The organism is Mycobacterium asiaticum (assembly GCF_001668675.1).
Taxonomy (GTDB): domain Bacteria; phylum Actinomycetota; class Actinomycetes; order Mycobacteriales; family Mycobacteriaceae; genus Mycobacterium; species Mycobacterium asiaticum_D.
The window spans coordinates 1-15,674 of record NZ_LZKQ01000327.1 but is presented as its reverse complement, the minus strand read 5'-3'; the positions used below and the strand labels follow the sequence as shown (position 1 = coordinate 15,674).

The window sequence follows — 15,674 nt, the reverse complement described above, 5'->3', positions numbered from 1 at the left end:
GGGGTGCGCTGTGGCGCCCCGGGGGTGGCGGGTAGCCGGAATAGCCACCCTGAGGGTCGGACGGATTGCCTGGATATTCTGGCGGCTGGCTCATTGCTGTCCTAGTTGCCTCGTAGTTCGCTTCCGATCGGGGCGTAGCAAAGCGGAACTTAGCAAATATGTGCCCAACACGCCCGCATTGGCAGGCTTCTGGCTGGGCATTTATTCGGGGCCGCGTCCGCTCGTCCTGCCCGCCTGCGCCGCGTGGTATGCCTGAAGTCGTGTCCGACGGTCTGTTCGACCTGCCCGGCGCCCCGGAATCGGCCGATCACAGCCTGAGCGTGTCGGGTGCCGGCGCGCCGCTGGCGGTCCGCATGCGTCCGGCGTCGCTGGACGAGGTGGTCGGGCAGGAGCATCTGTTGGCAGCCGGGTCACCGTTGCGTCGGCTTGTCGAGGGATCAGGTGTCGCCTCGGCCATCCTGTACGGCCCGCCGGGCAGCGGCAAGACGACCCTGGCGGCGCTGATCTCGCAGGCCACCGGCCGCCGCTTCGAGGCGTTGTCGGCGTTGTCCGCCGGCGTCAAAGACGTTCGCGCGGTAATAGATAAGGCGCGGACGGCGTTGCTGCGCGGCGAGCAAACCGTGTTGTTCATCGACGAGGTGCACCGGTTCTCCAAGACCCAGCAGGATGCGCTGCTGGCGGCGGTGGAAAACCGGGTGGTGCTGCTGGTGGCGGCAACGACCGAGAATCCCTCTTTCTCGGTGGTGGCGCCGCTGTTGTCGAGATCGCTGATCCTGCAACTGCGGCCGTTGACCCCCGACGACATCCGCACCGTGGTGCAGCGGGCGATCGACGATCCGCGCGGACTGGGCGGACGGGTCACCGTCGCGCCCGAAGCGGTCGAGCTGTTGGTGCAACTGGCGGCCGGGGATGCCCGGCGCGCGCTGACCGCCCTCGAGGTGGCCGCCGAGGCTTCCGATCACGTCGTTGTCGAAACCATCGAGCGGTCCCTGGACCGGGCCGCGGTCCGCTACGACCGCGACGGCGACCAGCACTACGACGTCGTCAGCGCCTTCATCAAGTCGGTGCGCGGCTCGGATGTGGATGCCGCGCTGCACTATCTGGCCCGGATGCTGGTGGCGGGGGAGGACCCGCGCTTCATCGCGCGCCGGTTGATGATCCTGGCCAGTGAGGACATCGGCATGGCGGATTCGACGGCGCTACTGGTGGCGGTCGCCGCCGCGCAGACGGTGGCGCTGATCGGTATGCCCGAGGCCCAGCTGACGTTGGCACACGCGACCGTTCATCTGGCCACCGCCCCCAAGTCCAATGCCGTGACGACGGCGCTGGGCGCGGCGGTGGGGGACATCAAGGCCGGCAAGGCCGGTCTGGTTCCGCCCCACCTGCGCGACGGGCACTATTCGGGCGCCGCGGCGCTGGGCAACGCGCAGGGTTACAAGTACTCCCACGACGACCCGGACGGCGTTGTCGCTCAACAGTATCCGCCGGACGAACTGGTGGGTGTGGACTACTATCAGCCCACCGGTCGCGGCGGTGAACGGGAGATCTCCGGCCGCCTGGACCGGTTGCGCGCGATCATCCGTGGAAAGCGGGGCCGGTCATGAGAACCTTCACCGACGACGAGATGGCCCCATTGCTGGCCACCGCCAAGACCTACAGCCTGGTGATCCTCAAACGCGGGCCCAACTACGGCGACGAGACCGCGACGCCCATCATCTGGGAGCACGGTCGCCGTAATTTCGGATTGCGCGACGACGGGGTGCTGGCGGTGGTGTTGCCGACCACCGACGAGTCCGACGTCTGTGGCGTGGGCGTTTTCGCCGCGTCGGTGCAGGAGACGACGGCGATCATGGACGAGGACCCGGGCGTCGCGGCTGGGGTGTTCGGTTACGAGGTGCACCCGTGCCTCGGCTTCCCCGGCGACGCGCTGCCGTAGCGTTCCCCCGGCGAGCAGACGCTCAAGCCCCCGACACGCCGAGCGTGCGGGGGCTTGAGCGTCTGCTCGCGCAACCGGGCGGGGTTACTCCGCAGACTGCGCGGATAGCTCGTCGAGTATGCGGTGGGCCTGCGCCTTCAGTTTGGCCCCTCCGGAGGCCGTCAGGGCGCGCAAACACGCGTCGGCGATACCGGTGGCGATGCACTCGGGCCCCACCTTGTCCGACCAGTCGGGGGTATCCAGCCGGATCTGAATCGCGGTCTCCACGAAATGGAACGGCAACGCGGTTGCGACGGACTGCTCGATCTTGGGCCGCTGATTCCAGGCGCTTGCTTCCGCGCACACTTGACTTGCCAACTGCCGGTAGCACTTCCGCAGGTACTCGCGACGGTTCTCGAAACGGGGGAACTTGGTTCCGCGGCTTTCCGGGAACTGAAACAGCGCACCGAGATTCCAGCGGCTGGCTAGTAGCTGGTGGCAGTCGTACCAGACCATGACGTAGAGGCGAGTGGCCGCCGAGCCCGGATGGTCGAGCAGCTGTTTAGCGAGCGCCGCCGACGCGTCGACGGTACGCACCAGCAGGTTGTCAAGAATGTCGTCTTTGGTCTCGAAGTGGTGATAAATGCTGCTCTGCCTGATGCCTACGGCGTCGGCGATCGCGCGGGTCGACGTCGCGGTGTATCCGCACTCGGTGAACAATTCGGCTGCCGCGTCCAGAATCTCCTCCCGCGGGGTGTCGCCAGGTCGGCGCTGATCGGCGATCCTGGGGCGACCGCGGCGGGGTGTGGTCATGCACAGAGGATGCCACCACCCATCGCGAACTTCTCACTGGGACTGGTGTTCGCCGGGCTGTGCACACAGTCGCGGTATGGCGAACTCGACCATCTCAACAGCCCCGGCGGCAGGACTTTCCCCCGCTGCCAGCCGATAGATCACGGTCCCGTCCACGACCGCCAGGACGGCGCGGCAGGCCTGCGAGCTGGCCTGCCGGCCGTTGCGGGCCAGCACATGTCCGACCAGGTCGGCCAGCACCTCGTTGTAGGCGCTGATCAACGATGTCAGCTCGGCATGCTTGCCGGCCTGTAGGTACCGTTCGTAGACGGCCGAAATCGTTGCGCGAGAGACCGATCCGTCCGCTACGGCGTGCACCGTGGCGACCTCGACGATGAGACGGGCGGTTTCCGTCAAATCCAGGCGTGCGGGCAGGCGCGTGATGAAATCGTTGGCCTGCTCGATCCAGCCGTTGAGCATGAATTTGAGCCCGGCAGCACGCAAGTCGTCGCGGGACGGGTAGTAGGCCCGCACGGTTTGTTCCGGCAGGCCCGCCTCCTCGGCGACGGAACGGCTGGTGACCGCGTCAAACCCGCGCCGGCGCAACACCGCGGCGCTCGACCGCAGCACCGCGCGCCTGCGGTGCTGCGCACGCGTTGACGACGTAGGGGTTCGGGTCAAAACGGAACCCTTCTCACAGGGCATAAAGGTAGCGTTCCCGCTCCCAATCGGTCACGGTGCGGTGGTACGAGTGCCACTCCGCGTATTTCATGTCGGCGTATTCTTCGACGAAGCGTTTGGGGAAAACCCGGCTGGCCAGCTCGCTGTGCGCGAACGCGTCGGTCGCCTCAAGCAGGTTGCGTGGCAACCGAACCGCGTTCAGCGTCGGATCCGGCTGGACGTCTATCAGCGCCACATCCACCGGATCACCGGGATCGAGTGCGCGCTCGATGCCGTCGAGCCCGGCGGCCAGCGAGAACGCCGCCGCCAGGTAGGTGTTCGCCGCCGAGTCGACGACGCGGTTCTCCACCGCCGGGCGGTTTTTCGGCAGCCGCAGCATGCACGAGCGGTTCTGCTCGCCGTAGGCCGACCAGACCGGCGCCCAGGAAGGCGTGCCGTCCGCCAATTTCGGATCGAGCCGCTTATAGGAATTCACTGTCGGTGTGACGATCGCGGCCAGCGCATCGGCATGTCGCATCAGGCCACCCACGAAAGCGTAGGCGGTTGCACTCCAACCCAATCCGCGTGGGTCGGCGGGGTCGCGCATCACGTTCTCGCCGGTCTGCGACGACACCAGACTCATGTTGTAGTGATGCCCGGAACCCCAGGCTTCGGTGTACGGCTTGGGCATGAAGGTCACCGCCAGGCCGTGACGCTTGGCGATCTGGCGGATCATCAACCGGAAGAAGGTGATCCGGTCGGCCATCTCGAGCGCGCCGTCGTATTCGAAGTCGAACTCGTACTGCCCGTCGCCGCCTTCATGGTCGAAACTGAATACACCGAAGTCGTTGTCTCGCAGGGCGGTGACGAAGTCGTCGAGGAAGTCCGCGGCGTCCAGCGTGGCTTCGGCGTCGTACGCGGGACAGGGCTTGAGACCACCGCTGGCAGCGAGCGGCCGCAGGTATCCGTCGTCCGATTCGGCGAACACGAAAACCTCGGTTTCCACGCCCAGTTTGAACTCGAATCCCATGTCGCGCGCCCGCTTGAGCTGGGCCTTGAGGATGCTGCGCGGGCACTGGTCCAGCGGCTCGGTGCCACCGAACATGATGTCGGCGGCCATCCAGACGAATCTCTTGTCCCAGGACAATTGCCGAAGTGTGTCGAGGTCGGGTATCGCGACCGACTCCTCTTCCTGCGGATCCATCGCGCCGAAACCGGTTATGCCTCTGGGCGTGAACCGTTCCGAGCCGGCCAGCATGTTGGGCAGCAGCTCGATGGGCACCACCTTCGTCTTCGGTCTGCCATGCACGTCGATCCACGAGCCGAGGGCATACTTCACCCCCTGCAGGCTCAGCTTCTCGGCGAGCTCCCGGTGATCGGGATCGACGACGTTGACCGTATCCATCAATTGCCTCCTGTGAATTCAATGAGTTCAGGGGTGCGGCCGTGCGGCCGCGGAAGTGGTGCCTGCTCGGAAACACCGGCGACAACCTTGGCCACCACGACGTCCACGATGGCATCGAACAGCGTCCGGCCCAGGGACGCGGTTGCCTGTGCGGGACTTCCGGTTACACCGTTGCGGGACAGCACTTCCGCGGTGTAGCGGAAGGTCAGTCCGCCCGTCCGGTCCGGATCGTCCGCACCGGCCATGGCCGACAGGTCGACCAGGTCCGGGAATGCATATAACGCCAGCGACGTCTCGGCTCGGTTCGCGTGGATGTCCGCACCGTCGGCCAGCACCTCGGCAGAGATCTCCGCACTGGCGTTCCACCAGTCGATCCAGGTCGACTTGAGATCGGGTCGCAGGAACCGCAATCGGTCCGTCGCGCCTCCGAGCGCGGCGGTGTTGCCCATGTGCCCGTTGACGAAGATCAGTCGGCGAAGGCCGCTCATGGCCGACCACTCGGTGATGCGAACGAGCAGCCTGGCCAGCTCTTCGGGAAACAGCGAGAGCGTGCCGGGGAAAGCCGTTCCGTGACCCAGACTGCACCCCACGGCCACCGCGGGTAACACGATCGTAGTGTCACATCGTGCGGCGACGCCGTCGCAAAGTGCCTGCGCCAGGCGGGTATCGGTGTCGGTGGGCAGGTGTGGTCCGTGCTGCTCGGTGGCGCCAACGGGAACCAGCCCGACGCGATCCGCCAGATTCAACCGGCCCAGTTGCGTCGAGGTGCACTCGCCCCATCTCATGACGGGCCCGGCCTATCCACGCGGCCGGCATCGACCAGAGGCACTGCTGCCCTCCGATAAGTCCGGAGCGATGCTCCGCAATCCTGCCGGGCTTTTGTCCCCAGGTGTGCCGCGACCTGCTGCGGGTGTGCCCCTCGGTCCAGGCCTCATGCGAGCGGAACCCTAGGCACCGACTCCCGTAGGGAATCTGAATCGGAACGTTAAGCGGCGCCGGTGTCGGCTCGATTTCTGTCACATGTCATGGAGGTAACCGAGTTCGCACCAAGGCTTTTCACGGGTGAGAAGTCCGTGAGAAGGGCCCAGCGGTGGACGGGAAGGAACGTTTCTGCAATCATGACGGCGTCGGTGCGCCGAAACGTTCCTGCAGCCGCGCGAAACTCGAGGAGTAATTCATGTACGACTGGTCTGAGGTCGATGTCGATCGACTGCGTCGCGACCGCCGCGAAGCACTGGCCGAACTGATGAAGCAGCAAGGCCTCTCACACCTGGTGCTCACCGGCTTCGACCACATCCGGTACGCGACCGACTACCGCACGCAGATCATCGCCGAGGCATTCGACTGGTTCGCCGCCGTGGTGGACCAGGACGGCGCGGCCGAGATATTCGCACCCTGGGTCGATCGCACCACGGCCGACCCGGTGGACGATCTGCCCTGGATCAGCAAGATCCATCCGATGCCGTCGTGGGCGCCGATGGTCGGGCACCCGGAAACCTGGACCGCAGGGCTCGCGGGCGCACTGGCCGGGGCGACCAAGGTGGGATTCGAGCTCATCGACCCCGCCGTGCTGGGTCGGCTCGAAGCGGCCATGCCGGCAACGCAATTCGTGCCCGTCGGGCGCGAGTTGTATGACCTGCGCATCCGTAAGACCGCCGACGAGATCCGGCTGCTCGAAGATGCCAGCATCGTCAACTCCCTCGGCGCCGAAGCGGGTTTCAAGGCTGCCGAGCCGGGCATGACCGACCACGACGTGCTGGCCGCGATCATGGCGCGCCTGCAGGAGAGTGGCCCGGAGTTCGTCAGTCACTCGTTGTGCAACCACAGCCGCGGTGACGGTGGCTGGTTCGCCGAAGGCACGGTGCTGGCGGAGGGTGATCCATACTTCTTCGACATCGGGCTGTATGGCCGGCAGGGATACGCCTCCGACATTGCGCGCACCGGCTTCGTCGGCGGTGACACCCGCGCCGAGATCAAGGCCGCCTACGCCAAACTGCTCAAGGCGCACGAAGTCGTCGCCGAAGCGGCGAAACCGGGTGTGCGCGTGTCGCAGATCGACGACGCCGTGAACGAATACCTGCGCAAAGAGGGTCTGCCGACGACGCCCTATGCGATCGGGCACGGCGTGGGCCTGCGGGCCTGTGAGCTGCCGACGATCTACCGGGATTCGCTGACCGACCGGGACCAGGTGCTGGTGGAGAACAGCGTCGTCGCCCTGGAACCGGAGACGGGACTCGAGGTCGACGGCCGCTACCTGCTGCTGAAGCTGGAAGACAACTATGTCGTCGAACACGATGGAATCCGCCGACTTTCTCCCGCGGGCTACGGCCTCGACGTCTGAGGACCGGGTTCGGGTCCTGCTGGCCCAGCAGTGCCCCGCGCCGCGCGACGTCGAGGCCAACGTCGAGCGCATCCGGGCCCTGCTGCGGGACTGGCCCGATGTCGACATCGCCGTATTCCCGGAGCTTTTCGTCACCGGTTACCAAAGGGGGCAGCTGGACGAGCTGGCCGTGCGGCTCGATGGCGCCGCGGTGACGGCGGTCCGCCGGGCCAGCGCTGATTCCCAGACGGCCTTCGTCGGAGGCTATCTCGAGCGGGGCGACGGTGGTGCGGTGTACGACTCGATGCTGATCGTCGACGCTACCGGGACGATCGCGGGGAATTACCGCAAGACCCACCTGTTCGGCAACGAGTCGTCCGCTTTCGTCGCGGGTGGCCAACTGGCCTGCGTCGAGGTCGGCGAGATACGTATCGGTCCGATGATCTGCTTCGACCTCGAAATTCCCGAAGTGGCCCGGACACTTGCCTTCCAGCGGCCCGACATCTTCGTCGGCATCGCGGCGAACATGGAACCCTTCTACGACGACCACCTGGTCGCCTCCCGCGCGCGAGCCTTGGACAATCGGACTCCGTTGGTCTACGTGAATCGCACCGGTTGTGAGTCAGACTGTCGGTTCGTCGGCGGGTCCCGCGTCATTGACGGTAGCGGCCAGGTTGTGGTGGAACTGGGTGCAGCGGAAGGCGTTGCGGTTGTGGATGTCTCGCTGCGCCGGGCCGCACCGGCGGACGTGGACTACCTCAGGCACCTGCGACCGGAGCTATACCAGCGCACGAATAGTGCTGGCCCGCGCTAACACTCGACCCGGTATCACCTGATTGGTGGCGGCGGCACCGCCCTCGATCTGGTCGATCAGCGAATCCACGGCAGCGGTTGCGATCTGCTCAGGCCTCAGGTCGACGGCGGTGATCGGAACCCGGGCGTGCCTGACCGCGGCACTGTCGCCCAGTGCGGCAACCAGGACGTCCCACGGTGTCGACAATCCCAGATCGTCGACGGCGGCGGTGACGCCCAGCGCGAAGCGGTCCAACGTCGCCAGTACGGCGTCGGCGCGGCTGCGGCCGGACAGCAATCGCTTGGCGGCGGCCCGCCCGGACTCCTCGGTGATACCGGTGTCCACATGCGCGATGCGGGTGGCGCAGCGATGCGCCTGGCACCAACGCGTGTAGTGCTCGACGGTGTCACGGACATACGACGTCCCTGGGTCGCCCGCCAGCAGCGCCGGCTTGCGGGCGCCCAGGGCGCGGAAGTGATCCAGCACTGCCGGAACGATCTTCGGATAGTCGTTGTCCACCCACGGATGCTTCCCGGTGGTGCGGCCGACGGTGACCACCGGGATCCGCTCGCGGGTGACCTGCGCCAGTAGTCCGCTATCGGCGGGGGTTGGGTCGACGACGATCGCCCCGTCGTAGGACAGATTGGGCGGCACCGCTTCCGGTGCCAGCGCCAGGGCGTAGCCCCGCGCCGACGCCCGGATCGCCGCTGCGGTCATGAGATGGGCGAAGAAGTCGATGCTCCACAACGAGGAGGCCTCGTTCTCGGGCGCGCTCACCGACATCAGCAGCAGGCCGGTGCGCGCACCAACCAAGCTTCGGGCCGCGGCGCTCGGACGATAGCCGAGTTCGTCGGCGACCGCGCGTACCCGCTCGCGGGTCTCTGTTGTCAGCCGCCCGTTGCCGGACAACGCATCTGACACCGTCGTCACCGAGACACCGGCTACCCGCGCGATGTCTTTGATGGTCACTCGGCCCCGCTGCGCGGCGGGTTTCACCTGGCCTCCGAAGACTGCAGAAACGATTCAGCGGTGAGGCTACACGAAAACCATGAAGGGTCGTCATTCCGCCGCCAGCCCGAATTGCTGCGCCACCTTCACCGGTTGCGGTGTCCGGTGGACGGCGCCGTACACCAGCGCGCCGACCAGGATCGTGCCGGCCGTGAACATGAGCGGGAAGTACTGCAGGTACCAGTGGCCCCCCTGCGGGTCGTAGATCTCCTGTCGCGGCCAGATCAGGTTCACGAACATCCCGGCGCCGTACGCGACCGCGGCCGCGTTGAGCCACAACCCGGCCCGACCCATGCTGAAGGCGCGGCGCCCCTCGTCGTCGACGGCGTCGACGTCGAACACCCGCTCGCCACGCAGCCGCCGAGCCAGCATTGCGCTGGTCACCATCAGGTAGGCCAGGTAGATGATGATGATGCAGGTCGATTCCATGGCCACGAAGGCGGCCTGCGGCCCGAGATTGAGCAGCAGCACCGCGGTGGCGCCGAGACCGATCGCGATCGCCGCAGCAGCCGGGGTGCCGGTGCGTTGCGGGACGTAAGAGAGCAGGCCGTGAAACAGCGTGCGCTTGTCGCGGGCCATGGAGAACAACATGCGTGAGCCGGCGGTCTGGATCGCCAGTGTCGCGACACAGATGGCGATCGCGACCATCGACAGCAGAATCTTTCCGGTGGTTCCGGACAGCACGGTGGCGACGACGTAGGCGGGTCCCTCGGTGCCGAGCCGGCCGTCGGTAAGGCTCGGGGCGGCCAGCACCATCGCGACGATGATGCCGAACCCGAGGATGCCGGCGGCCGACAGGGCGCGCAGCGTGGTCCGGGGGGCGATCCGGCGGGCGTTCTGGGTCTCCTCGGACATCTCACTGGCGCTGTCGAACCCGACCAAAACGTAGGCGGCGGTGAACGAGGCGCACAACAGGGCTCCGAAATAGCCGGTGTGGCTGACGGTTCCGGTGCTGACCAGTACCCCCTCGGACCGGCCGCTGTGCATGATCAGCAAGACGATGATCAGGATGGCGCCGGAGATCTCGGATATCACACCGAAGTTGTTGATCAGCGCCATCAGCCGGATGCCGATGATGTTGACGGTGGTAGTGGCCCCGATCAGTATGGCGGCCAACAGGATTGCGTTATGTACGCCCGTGGTGGAGGTGGGTGAGGGATCTCCGCCGATCAACTGAAAGCCACTCCAGATCTCCGGGAGCACGACCTGCAGGGCGATGGCCGCACTGGTCATGACAACGACCTGGCCGATGATCATGATCCACCCGGCGAACCAGCCGAAGGCCGGATTGGCCAGGCGGCTCGCCCACTGGTAGATCGCACCCGAAAGGGGGTAGCGGGCGGCGAGTTCGGCGAAGCACAGCGCCACGAGCAGCTGGCCGCAAAGGACCACCGGCCAGGTCCACACGAAGGCCGGGCCGCCGAAGGAGAAACCCAGGCCGGCAAGCTGAAAGACGGCGGTCAGCACCGAGATGAAGGAGAAGCCCGCCGCGAACGAGGCGAATCGCCCCATCCTGCGGTGCAACTGCTGCCGATACCCGAATGTCTCGAGGTCACGGCTCTCATTGCCGGTCGGTTGTTCGATCACGTTGGTTGCCATTCGTGTCCCTTCAGTTCTCGGATTGGTGACCAAAAGACGACAGCGCCAGCGAGCCCGCCGGCAGGGAAATCTCGCCGGCTTCGACGCGGGCGCGCAGGTAGACGAAGCTCTGTGCGGTTTGCGCGAACAGGTGGTCACCCGCCCGCAACGCGGCCCGTGCGGGCTGGTCGGCAGCACACAGTTTGGCCAGCGGCTCTACGACTGTTTCGTAGTCGACACTGAAAAACAGTGGGTAGGAATATCTTTCGTCGATCACTTTGCGCACGCGGTGGGTGGTCGCCACGAACAGCCCGTTGGTCCACAGTTCCAACATGTCGCCGATGTTGACCACGAAACAGTCCGGTCTGGGCGGCACGTCGATCCACTCGCCGGCGCCGTTGAGTACCTCGAGCCCCGGCTGGGTTGCCTTGAGCAGCGTGATGCATTCGTAGTCCGTGTGCGCACCGATGCCGGGGCGGTCCACGGCGCTCTCGTCCACCGGATAGTGGATCAGGCGCAGCTGACTCGGCGGGTCGGTCAGCACGCGCTCGAAGAAGTCCTCGGACTCCGCCAGGTACAGCGCGAAACCACGCATGATCGCTCGCCCGGCCTCGAACACCGCGTCGTAGTACTCGCTGACGGCCTCGGCGAAGCCTGGCAGATCCGGCCACTGGTTCGGACCGCTCAACGCAGTGGCGCCGGCGCGGTCGGGGCGGTGCCGTGCGCAGTCGTAGGCTTCCTTTTTGTCGGCAGTTCCTCCAGCGAATACCTCGCCACCCTCGGGCACGTAACCGCGATGGTTTCTCGAGTTGCCGATGTAGACAGCCATTTTCGCGTCCATCGGTAGCGCGAAGAACCGCTGTGATGCGTCATGCATGCGCTCGAAGACGGCGTCGGGTATCGAGCTTCCGCTGACATACATGAACCCGACGTGGCGCGCTGCCTCGCCGAGTTGTTGTGCAACAGCTGATCTCACCGATAGTTCCGGCGAAGAAAGTCCCGAGATGTCGATCTCGGGCACCACATCGAAGGATGTCGGACTCGGCATGTATGACTCACTCCTCATGTGTTTGAAGCAGGCTCGCGTCACCGGTGATCCCGACGACCCGCCAGTCGCCCGAGAGCAGACAAGCGCGGTCAGGTGCAGCGGTGACGGTGAGCTGCGTGTGGGTTTCATTGAATTGCAGATAGATTGGGGTATCGGCGGTTTCGTTTCGGGTGGAACTGTCGATGCGCCAGCGGCCGTCGTGGATCGCACCGAGCGATACCTCGCAGTCCGAACAGTCCGAACAGTCCGAACAGTCCGAGCCGTCGGCGTTCGGGTCGGGTGTTCGGCCCACTGCGTATCCGAAGAAGCCGGCTGAACGCAGCAGGACGACGTCGCGTCCGGCGCCGTTCCGCAGTAGGGCAGTCGCCGAGGCATCCGGGCGGTGCCGTTCCGCTCGCATCCACACTTCCCGGTATGGCTGTAGCACACCGTCTTCGATCAGCAGGTCGCCCTCCCAACGCAGGCGCCCGACATCCGGGGGACTGTCCGGTGACCAGTCGACGATCCGCTGCCAGGTGAATTCCGCTGAAGCAGAGCCGCTTTGGACGAGGCGTCCGGCGAATGCCGCCAGTTCGGACTGCGGCGTATCGACCGCGGGCAGGCGTAGGTCCACGAACCACTGCCCACCTTGTAGCCAGGTGACGCGGGTGGTGGTGTCCGACCGGCCGTCGGCCCACTCCAACGAACGACGCACCCAGACTCCGCACAAGTCCTCGACCGCCGGCACCGAACCATGCTCCAACTCCGCCTACTTTCTATCGATCGATAGAAAAGTAACGGCGGTATGGATCCGGCTGATGAGCGTCATGTTTCGAACTCGTTTCGGCCTGCCGGCGTGGCCGGGTCGAAACACCCTGCCGCTCAGCGGGATACAGCGTTGCTGAGCAAATTCTCGCACCGGGTATGAGCTGGGATAATGCCTTCGCCTGCAGCGTTCGAACCATTGCTGCGGTGATCATCGGGTGCGCTTCGGCGGGCTGTGGGCCGCTCTGGGCTGTTCCCCCCGGGCAGATCAATAGATGAAATCTATCGACCGATCAAAAGTCGTTATCGCCGCCAAAGAGGTTGTGCAGCAGGCGGGTTGACACCTATCCGGACCCTGGCGTGAGTACAAGTTAATCTGCCGGTTACTAGCGGCATCCCGGGCGCAACAACGCAATCTTACTGTGAGCCCGACAGATTGGTGTCAGGCAAAGTTTGTGAGTCCTAAAGCCATTGTCAGGCAATGGATTAAACCAGCGCTGGAAAGCTAATCAGATGGGGAGCCGGTGTTCGATTTTGCAGTGTTGCCCCCGGAGATCAACTCGGGGCGAATGTATGCGGGTGCGGGTGCCGGGCCGATGATGGCCGCGGCGGCGGCCTGGGACGGCTTGGCCGCGGAATTGAGTACGGTGGCGGCGACCTACCAAAGCGTGGTCGCCGAGCTGACGGGTGGACCCTGGGTGGGTCCGTCCTCAATCTCGATGGCGGCCGCGGTCGCGCCATATATGTCGTGGGTGAACACCACCGCGGTGCAGGCCGAGCTGACCGCGAGTCAACTCGGTTCGGCGGTGGCCGCCTACGAGGCGGCATTCGCGGCCACGGTGCCGCCGCCGATGATCGAGGTGAACCGCGCGCTGCTGGCGGCGCTGGTGGCCACCAACATCCTGGGCCAGAACACTCCGGCGATCGCTGCCACCGAGGCGCAGTACGCCGAAATGTGGGCGCAGGACGCCATGGCGATGTATGGCTACGCCGGTGCCTCGGCGGCCGCGACGAAGCTGACCGCATTCACCGCGCCGCCAGAGACCACCGACCAGGCCGGTGCCGCCAGTCAAGCCGCTGCGGTGGGCCAGGCCGCGGCCTCGTCGACGGGGCCAGGTGTGCAATCGGCCGTGACTCAGGTCCTGAATCTGGTGCCCAGCGCACTGCAGAGTCTGGGCGCCGGGGGAGGATTCGACGCGACCGCGTTTGTGCAGGCCGTGTTGGCCTCGCCGACGGGAGCGGCGCTGAACACCTTCACCACCAACCTGGGCAACTGGTCGCTCGTGGTCAGTGGTCCGCTGTTCACCGCGTCGGGCATCACCCCCCTGCTGGGCGGTCTGTACGGGCTGGCCCTGCCGGCGGCCGCGGCGGAGGCGGCCGTCGAGGTTGCCCCCGAAGCCGGGCTGGGCGCCCTGGCCGGTTCGTATCAAACGGAGGCGGGGGCCTCGGTTTCAGCGGGACTGGGCGAGTCGGCCCTGGTCGGTAAGTTGTCGGTCCCGCAGTCGTGGGTTTCGGCTCCGGAGATCCAATTGGTCAGCAGCGCGTCACCGTTGACAGCTGCCGACGCGGGCGCCCTGGCTCCGGCCGCCGAGCCGGGATTCTTCGGCGGCATCCCGCCGGTGGGCAGCGTCGTCAACGCGCCGCGGGGCGAGGGGACCCGGGTCCGCTCTGGTTCCGTACAGCGCGTCATCCCGACCATCGTCGGCGAGACAGCCGGCGAGACGGGGATCGCGAGCCGCGCGCCGCAACCCACCCGACGCCTCGTCGCCAGCGCGTTGAGCGAGGAGGAACGCGACGAACTGGCAAAGCTGCGCAAGGAGATCGCCGACCTGGCCACCGAACGCGATGCGGCGGCCCGACTGATCAAGGAGGCGATGCTCTGATGAGCATTTTCGCTTTTGCCGGGCTACCGCCCGAAGTCAATTCCGGCCGGATGTACGCCGGGGCAGGGCCGGCGCCGATGATGCAGGCGGCCGCGGCCTGGGGAACTCTTGCCGCGGAACTGAACTCGGCGGCCGCGTCCTACCGCCAGGTGCTGTCCGCGTTGACCACCGGGCCGTGGGTGGGTCCGTCGTCAACGTCGATGACGGCGGCGGTCAGCCCGTTCGTATCGTGGATGAGCGCCACTGCCGCGCTGGCCAGGCAGACCGCCAGTCAGTTGGGTTCGGCGATCGCCGCCTACGAGACGGCGTTCGCATCGGTGGTGCCTCCGGCCCAGATCGAGGTAAACCGGGCGCTGCTGTCAGCGTTGGTGGCCACCAACGTCTTCGGGCAGAACAGCCCGGCGATCGCCACCACCGAGGCGCAGTACGCCGAGATGTGGGCCCAGGACGCCATGGCGATGTCGGGCTATGCCGGCGCCTCGGCGGCGGCGACCCGACTGGTGGCGTTCGACACTCCGCCACAGACCACCAACCCGGCGGGCACGACGACGCAGGCCGCCGCGGTCAATCAGACCACCGCCGCCGCTACCAGCTCCAACGTCCAGAACACGCTGTCGGGGATTCCGAACCTGCTGCAGAATCTCTCGTCCGGATTCACGTTGGACAACAATCCGCTGCTGGACCTGCTCAACAGCTCCCCGGTCCAGGTGTTCAACTCACTGAGCGGGTTGTCGGTGGGGCCGCAGATCCTGTCCGAGGGGCTGAACTTCGACGCGTCCGGGGCCATGCTGACCTTCGCGCCGCCGGTGGCGACGGCATGGAATCCACTGATCTCCGCGCTCTCGGCGCCCGCGGCGGCGGCATCCGACGTCTCCTCCGTGTCCGGCGCGCCCGCAGGCGCGCTGGGATCGTCGACCCTGGTCGGTTCGTCCAGCCCGGTATCGGCCGGTGTGGGGGAGGCAGCCACGGTCGGCAAGCTGTCGGTGCCCCCGTCTTGGGGCTCGGCGTCGCCGGCCATCCGGCTCGCCGCCACCGCGCTGCCGATCACCGGACTCGACGGGGTGGCCGCGCAGGGAGTCGCCGGCTCGTTCGGCGGCATCCCGGCAATGGGCGGTCCGCTGGCGAGCGTGGTCAACGCTCCACGCGAGGGCCAGGGCTCGCGTGCCGGTGCCCGCGCCAAGGTGGTTGCCGCTTTCGCCGGTGAGTCCGGTCTGAACACCGACTCGGCGGACCGCTGGGTGGCTCAGGACCGCAGGTCCGACGGCGACGACGCGGTCAGCGAACGCGACGAACTCAACCAGCTCCGCCGGGCGATCGCCGATATGACCAGACAGCGCGACGCCCTCACCCGCACCGCCGCCCTGTTGATTCAGGAGGCGACCAACAAATAGCTCCCTGCGCCGGTTGTCGCGTGTGCGTCCATCAACCACCCCAACGGGATGGCAGCGCGGCAACCGGCGTACAGGGCCACTAGCGCGAGCAGACGCAAAAGCCCCCGACACGCCGAGCGTGCGGGGGCTTTTGCGTC

General features: G+C 66.5%; 14 protein-coding genes. 6 read left to right on the top strand and 8 right to left on the bottom strand.

Annotated elements, in window-relative coordinates; all coding sequences use genetic code 11:
• Positions 1-248 precede the first annotated feature (248 nt).
• Complete coding sequence (locus A9X01_RS26880; protein ID WP_065123618.1) at positions 249-1,604, top strand: replication-associated recombination protein A; 1,356 nt, start codon at positions 249-251, stop codon at positions 1,602-1,604.
• Positions 1,601-1,936 (top strand): YciI family protein, encoded by a 336-nt coding sequence (locus A9X01_RS26875; protein WP_065123617.1) that lies wholly within the window; start codon positions 1,601-1,603, stop codon positions 1,934-1,936. The genes A9X01_RS26880 and A9X01_RS26875 overlap by 4 nt, the downstream gene beginning before the upstream one ends.
• Positions 1,937-2,020: 84 nt before the next feature.
• Here A9X01_RS26875 and A9X01_RS31990 read toward each other — a convergent pair whose 3' ends face one another.
• From A9X01_RS31990 to A9X01_RS26855, 4 genes are read right to left on the bottom strand one after another with little or no spacing between them, the layout of a single operon-like run.
• On the bottom strand, positions 2,021-2,728 hold the full coding sequence (locus A9X01_RS31990; protein WP_065123616.1) for a TetR/AcrR family transcriptional regulator: 708 nt from the start codon (positions 2,726-2,728) through the stop codon (positions 2,021-2,023).
• A 33-nt stretch (positions 2,729-2,761) separates the two neighbouring features.
• Positions 2,762-3,388: a TetR/AcrR family transcriptional regulator gene (locus A9X01_RS26865; RefSeq protein ID WP_172832617.1), complete on the bottom strand. Its 627-nt coding sequence runs from the start codon at positions 3,386-3,388 to the stop codon at positions 2,762-2,764.
• A gap of 13 nt (positions 3,389-3,401) precedes the next feature.
• Positions 3,402-4,772 (bottom strand): glutamate--ammonia ligase, encoded by a 1,371-nt coding sequence (locus A9X01_RS26860; protein ID WP_065123614.1) that lies wholly within the window; start codon positions 4,770-4,772, stop codon positions 3,402-3,404.
• On the bottom strand, positions 4,772-5,557 hold the full coding sequence (locus A9X01_RS26855; protein ID WP_065123613.1) for a creatininase family protein: 786 nt from the start codon (positions 5,555-5,557) through the stop codon (positions 4,772-4,774). The genes A9X01_RS26860 and A9X01_RS26855 overlap by 1 nt, the downstream gene beginning before the upstream one ends.
• Before the next feature lie 392 nt (positions 5,558-5,949).
• On the opposite strand from A9X01_RS26855, the gene A9X01_RS26850 reads away from it, so the two are divergent.
• Together A9X01_RS26850 and A9X01_RS26845 are read left to right on the top strand one after the other, a co-directional pair.
• A complete protein-coding gene (locus A9X01_RS26850; RefSeq protein ID WP_065123612.1) occupies positions 5,950-7,113 on the top strand; it encodes a M24 family metallopeptidase in 1,164 nt (387 codons plus the stop codon).
• On the top strand, positions 7,052-7,906 hold the full coding sequence (locus A9X01_RS26845) for a carbon-nitrogen hydrolase family protein (RefSeq protein WP_253849413.1): 855 nt from the start codon (positions 7,052-7,054) through the stop codon (positions 7,904-7,906). The genes A9X01_RS26850 and A9X01_RS26845 overlap by 62 nt, the downstream gene beginning before the upstream one ends.
• Here A9X01_RS26845 and A9X01_RS26840 read toward each other — a convergent pair.
• The 4 genes from A9X01_RS26840 to A9X01_RS26825 all read right to left on the bottom strand — a co-directional run bounded on the left by A9X01_RS26840 (position 7,871) and on the right by A9X01_RS26825 (position 12,246).
• Positions 7,871-8,881 carry a LacI family DNA-binding transcriptional regulator gene (locus tag A9X01_RS26840; protein WP_081282656.1) on the bottom strand — a complete coding sequence of 337 codons (1,011 nt, stop codon included), beginning with the start codon at positions 8,879-8,881 and terminating at the stop codon, positions 7,871-7,873. The genes A9X01_RS26845 and A9X01_RS26840 overlap by 36 nt on opposite strands.
• 63 nt (positions 8,882-8,944) lie before the next feature.
• Positions 8,945-10,492, bottom strand: coding sequence for an amino acid permease (locus tag A9X01_RS26835; RefSeq protein ID WP_065123611.1), 1,548 nt, complete (start codon positions 10,490-10,492; stop codon positions 8,945-8,947).
• Between the two features lie 10 nt (positions 10,493-10,502).
• Positions 10,503-11,519: an isopenicillin N synthase family dioxygenase gene (locus tag A9X01_RS26830; protein WP_065123610.1), complete on the bottom strand. Its 1,017-nt coding sequence runs from the start codon at positions 11,517-11,519 to the stop codon at positions 10,503-10,505.
• A gap of 7 nt (positions 11,520-11,526) precedes the next feature.
• Positions 11,527-12,246, bottom strand: a complete 720-nt coding sequence (locus A9X01_RS26825; RefSeq protein ID WP_155772313.1) for a hypothetical protein — start codon at positions 12,244-12,246, stop codon at positions 11,527-11,529.
• Between the two features lie 541 nt (positions 12,247-12,787).
• On the opposite strand from A9X01_RS26825, the gene A9X01_RS26820 reads away from it, so the two are divergent.
• The gene (locus tag A9X01_RS26820; protein WP_065123608.1) at positions 12,788-14,146 is read left to right on the top strand and encodes a PPE family protein; all 1,359 of its coding nucleotides are present in this window, start codon (positions 12,788-12,790) and stop codon (positions 14,144-14,146) included.
• Positions 14,146-15,537: a PPE family protein gene (locus tag A9X01_RS26815; protein WP_065123607.1), complete on the top strand. Its 1,392-nt coding sequence runs from the start codon at positions 14,146-14,148 to the stop codon at positions 15,535-15,537. The genes A9X01_RS26820 and A9X01_RS26815 overlap by 1 nt, the downstream gene beginning before the upstream one ends.
• The last annotated feature ends 137 nt before the right edge of the window (positions 15,538-15,674 follow it).

Coding starts and splice junctions, on each gene's coding strand:
- A9X01_RS26880 (WP_065123618.1), top strand. CDS start 249: ATGCCTGAAGTCGTGTCCGACGGTCTGTTCGACCTGCCCGGCGCCCCG.
- A9X01_RS26875 (WP_065123617.1), top strand. CDS start 1,601: ATGAGAACCTTCACCGACGACGAGATGGCCCCATTGCTGGCCACCGCC.
- A9X01_RS31990 (WP_065123616.1), bottom strand. CDS start 2,728: ATGACCACACCCCGCCGCGGTCGCCCCAGGATCGCCGATCAGCGCCGA.
- A9X01_RS26860 (WP_065123614.1), bottom strand. CDS start 4,772: ATGGATACGGTCAACGTCGTCGATCCCGATCACCGGGAGCTCGCCGAG.
- A9X01_RS26855 (WP_065123613.1), bottom strand. CDS start 5,557: ATGAGATGGGGCGAGTGCACCTCGACGCAACTGGGCCGGTTGAATCTG.
- A9X01_RS26850 (WP_065123612.1), top strand. CDS start 5,950: ATGTACGACTGGTCTGAGGTCGATGTCGATCGACTGCGTCGCGACCGC.
- A9X01_RS26845 (WP_253849413.1), top strand. CDS start 7,052: ATGTCGTCGAACACGATGGAATCCGCCGACTTTCTCCCGCGGGCTACG.
- A9X01_RS26835 (WP_065123611.1), bottom strand. CDS start 10,492: ATGGCAACCAACGTGATCGAACAACCGACCGGCAATGAGAGCCGTGAC.
- A9X01_RS26830 (WP_065123610.1), bottom strand. CDS start 11,519: ATGCCGAGTCCGACATCCTTCGATGTGGTGCCCGAGATCGACATCTCG.
- A9X01_RS26815 (WP_065123607.1), top strand. CDS start 14,146: ATGAGCATTTTCGCTTTTGCCGGGCTACCGCCCGAAGTCAATTCCGGC.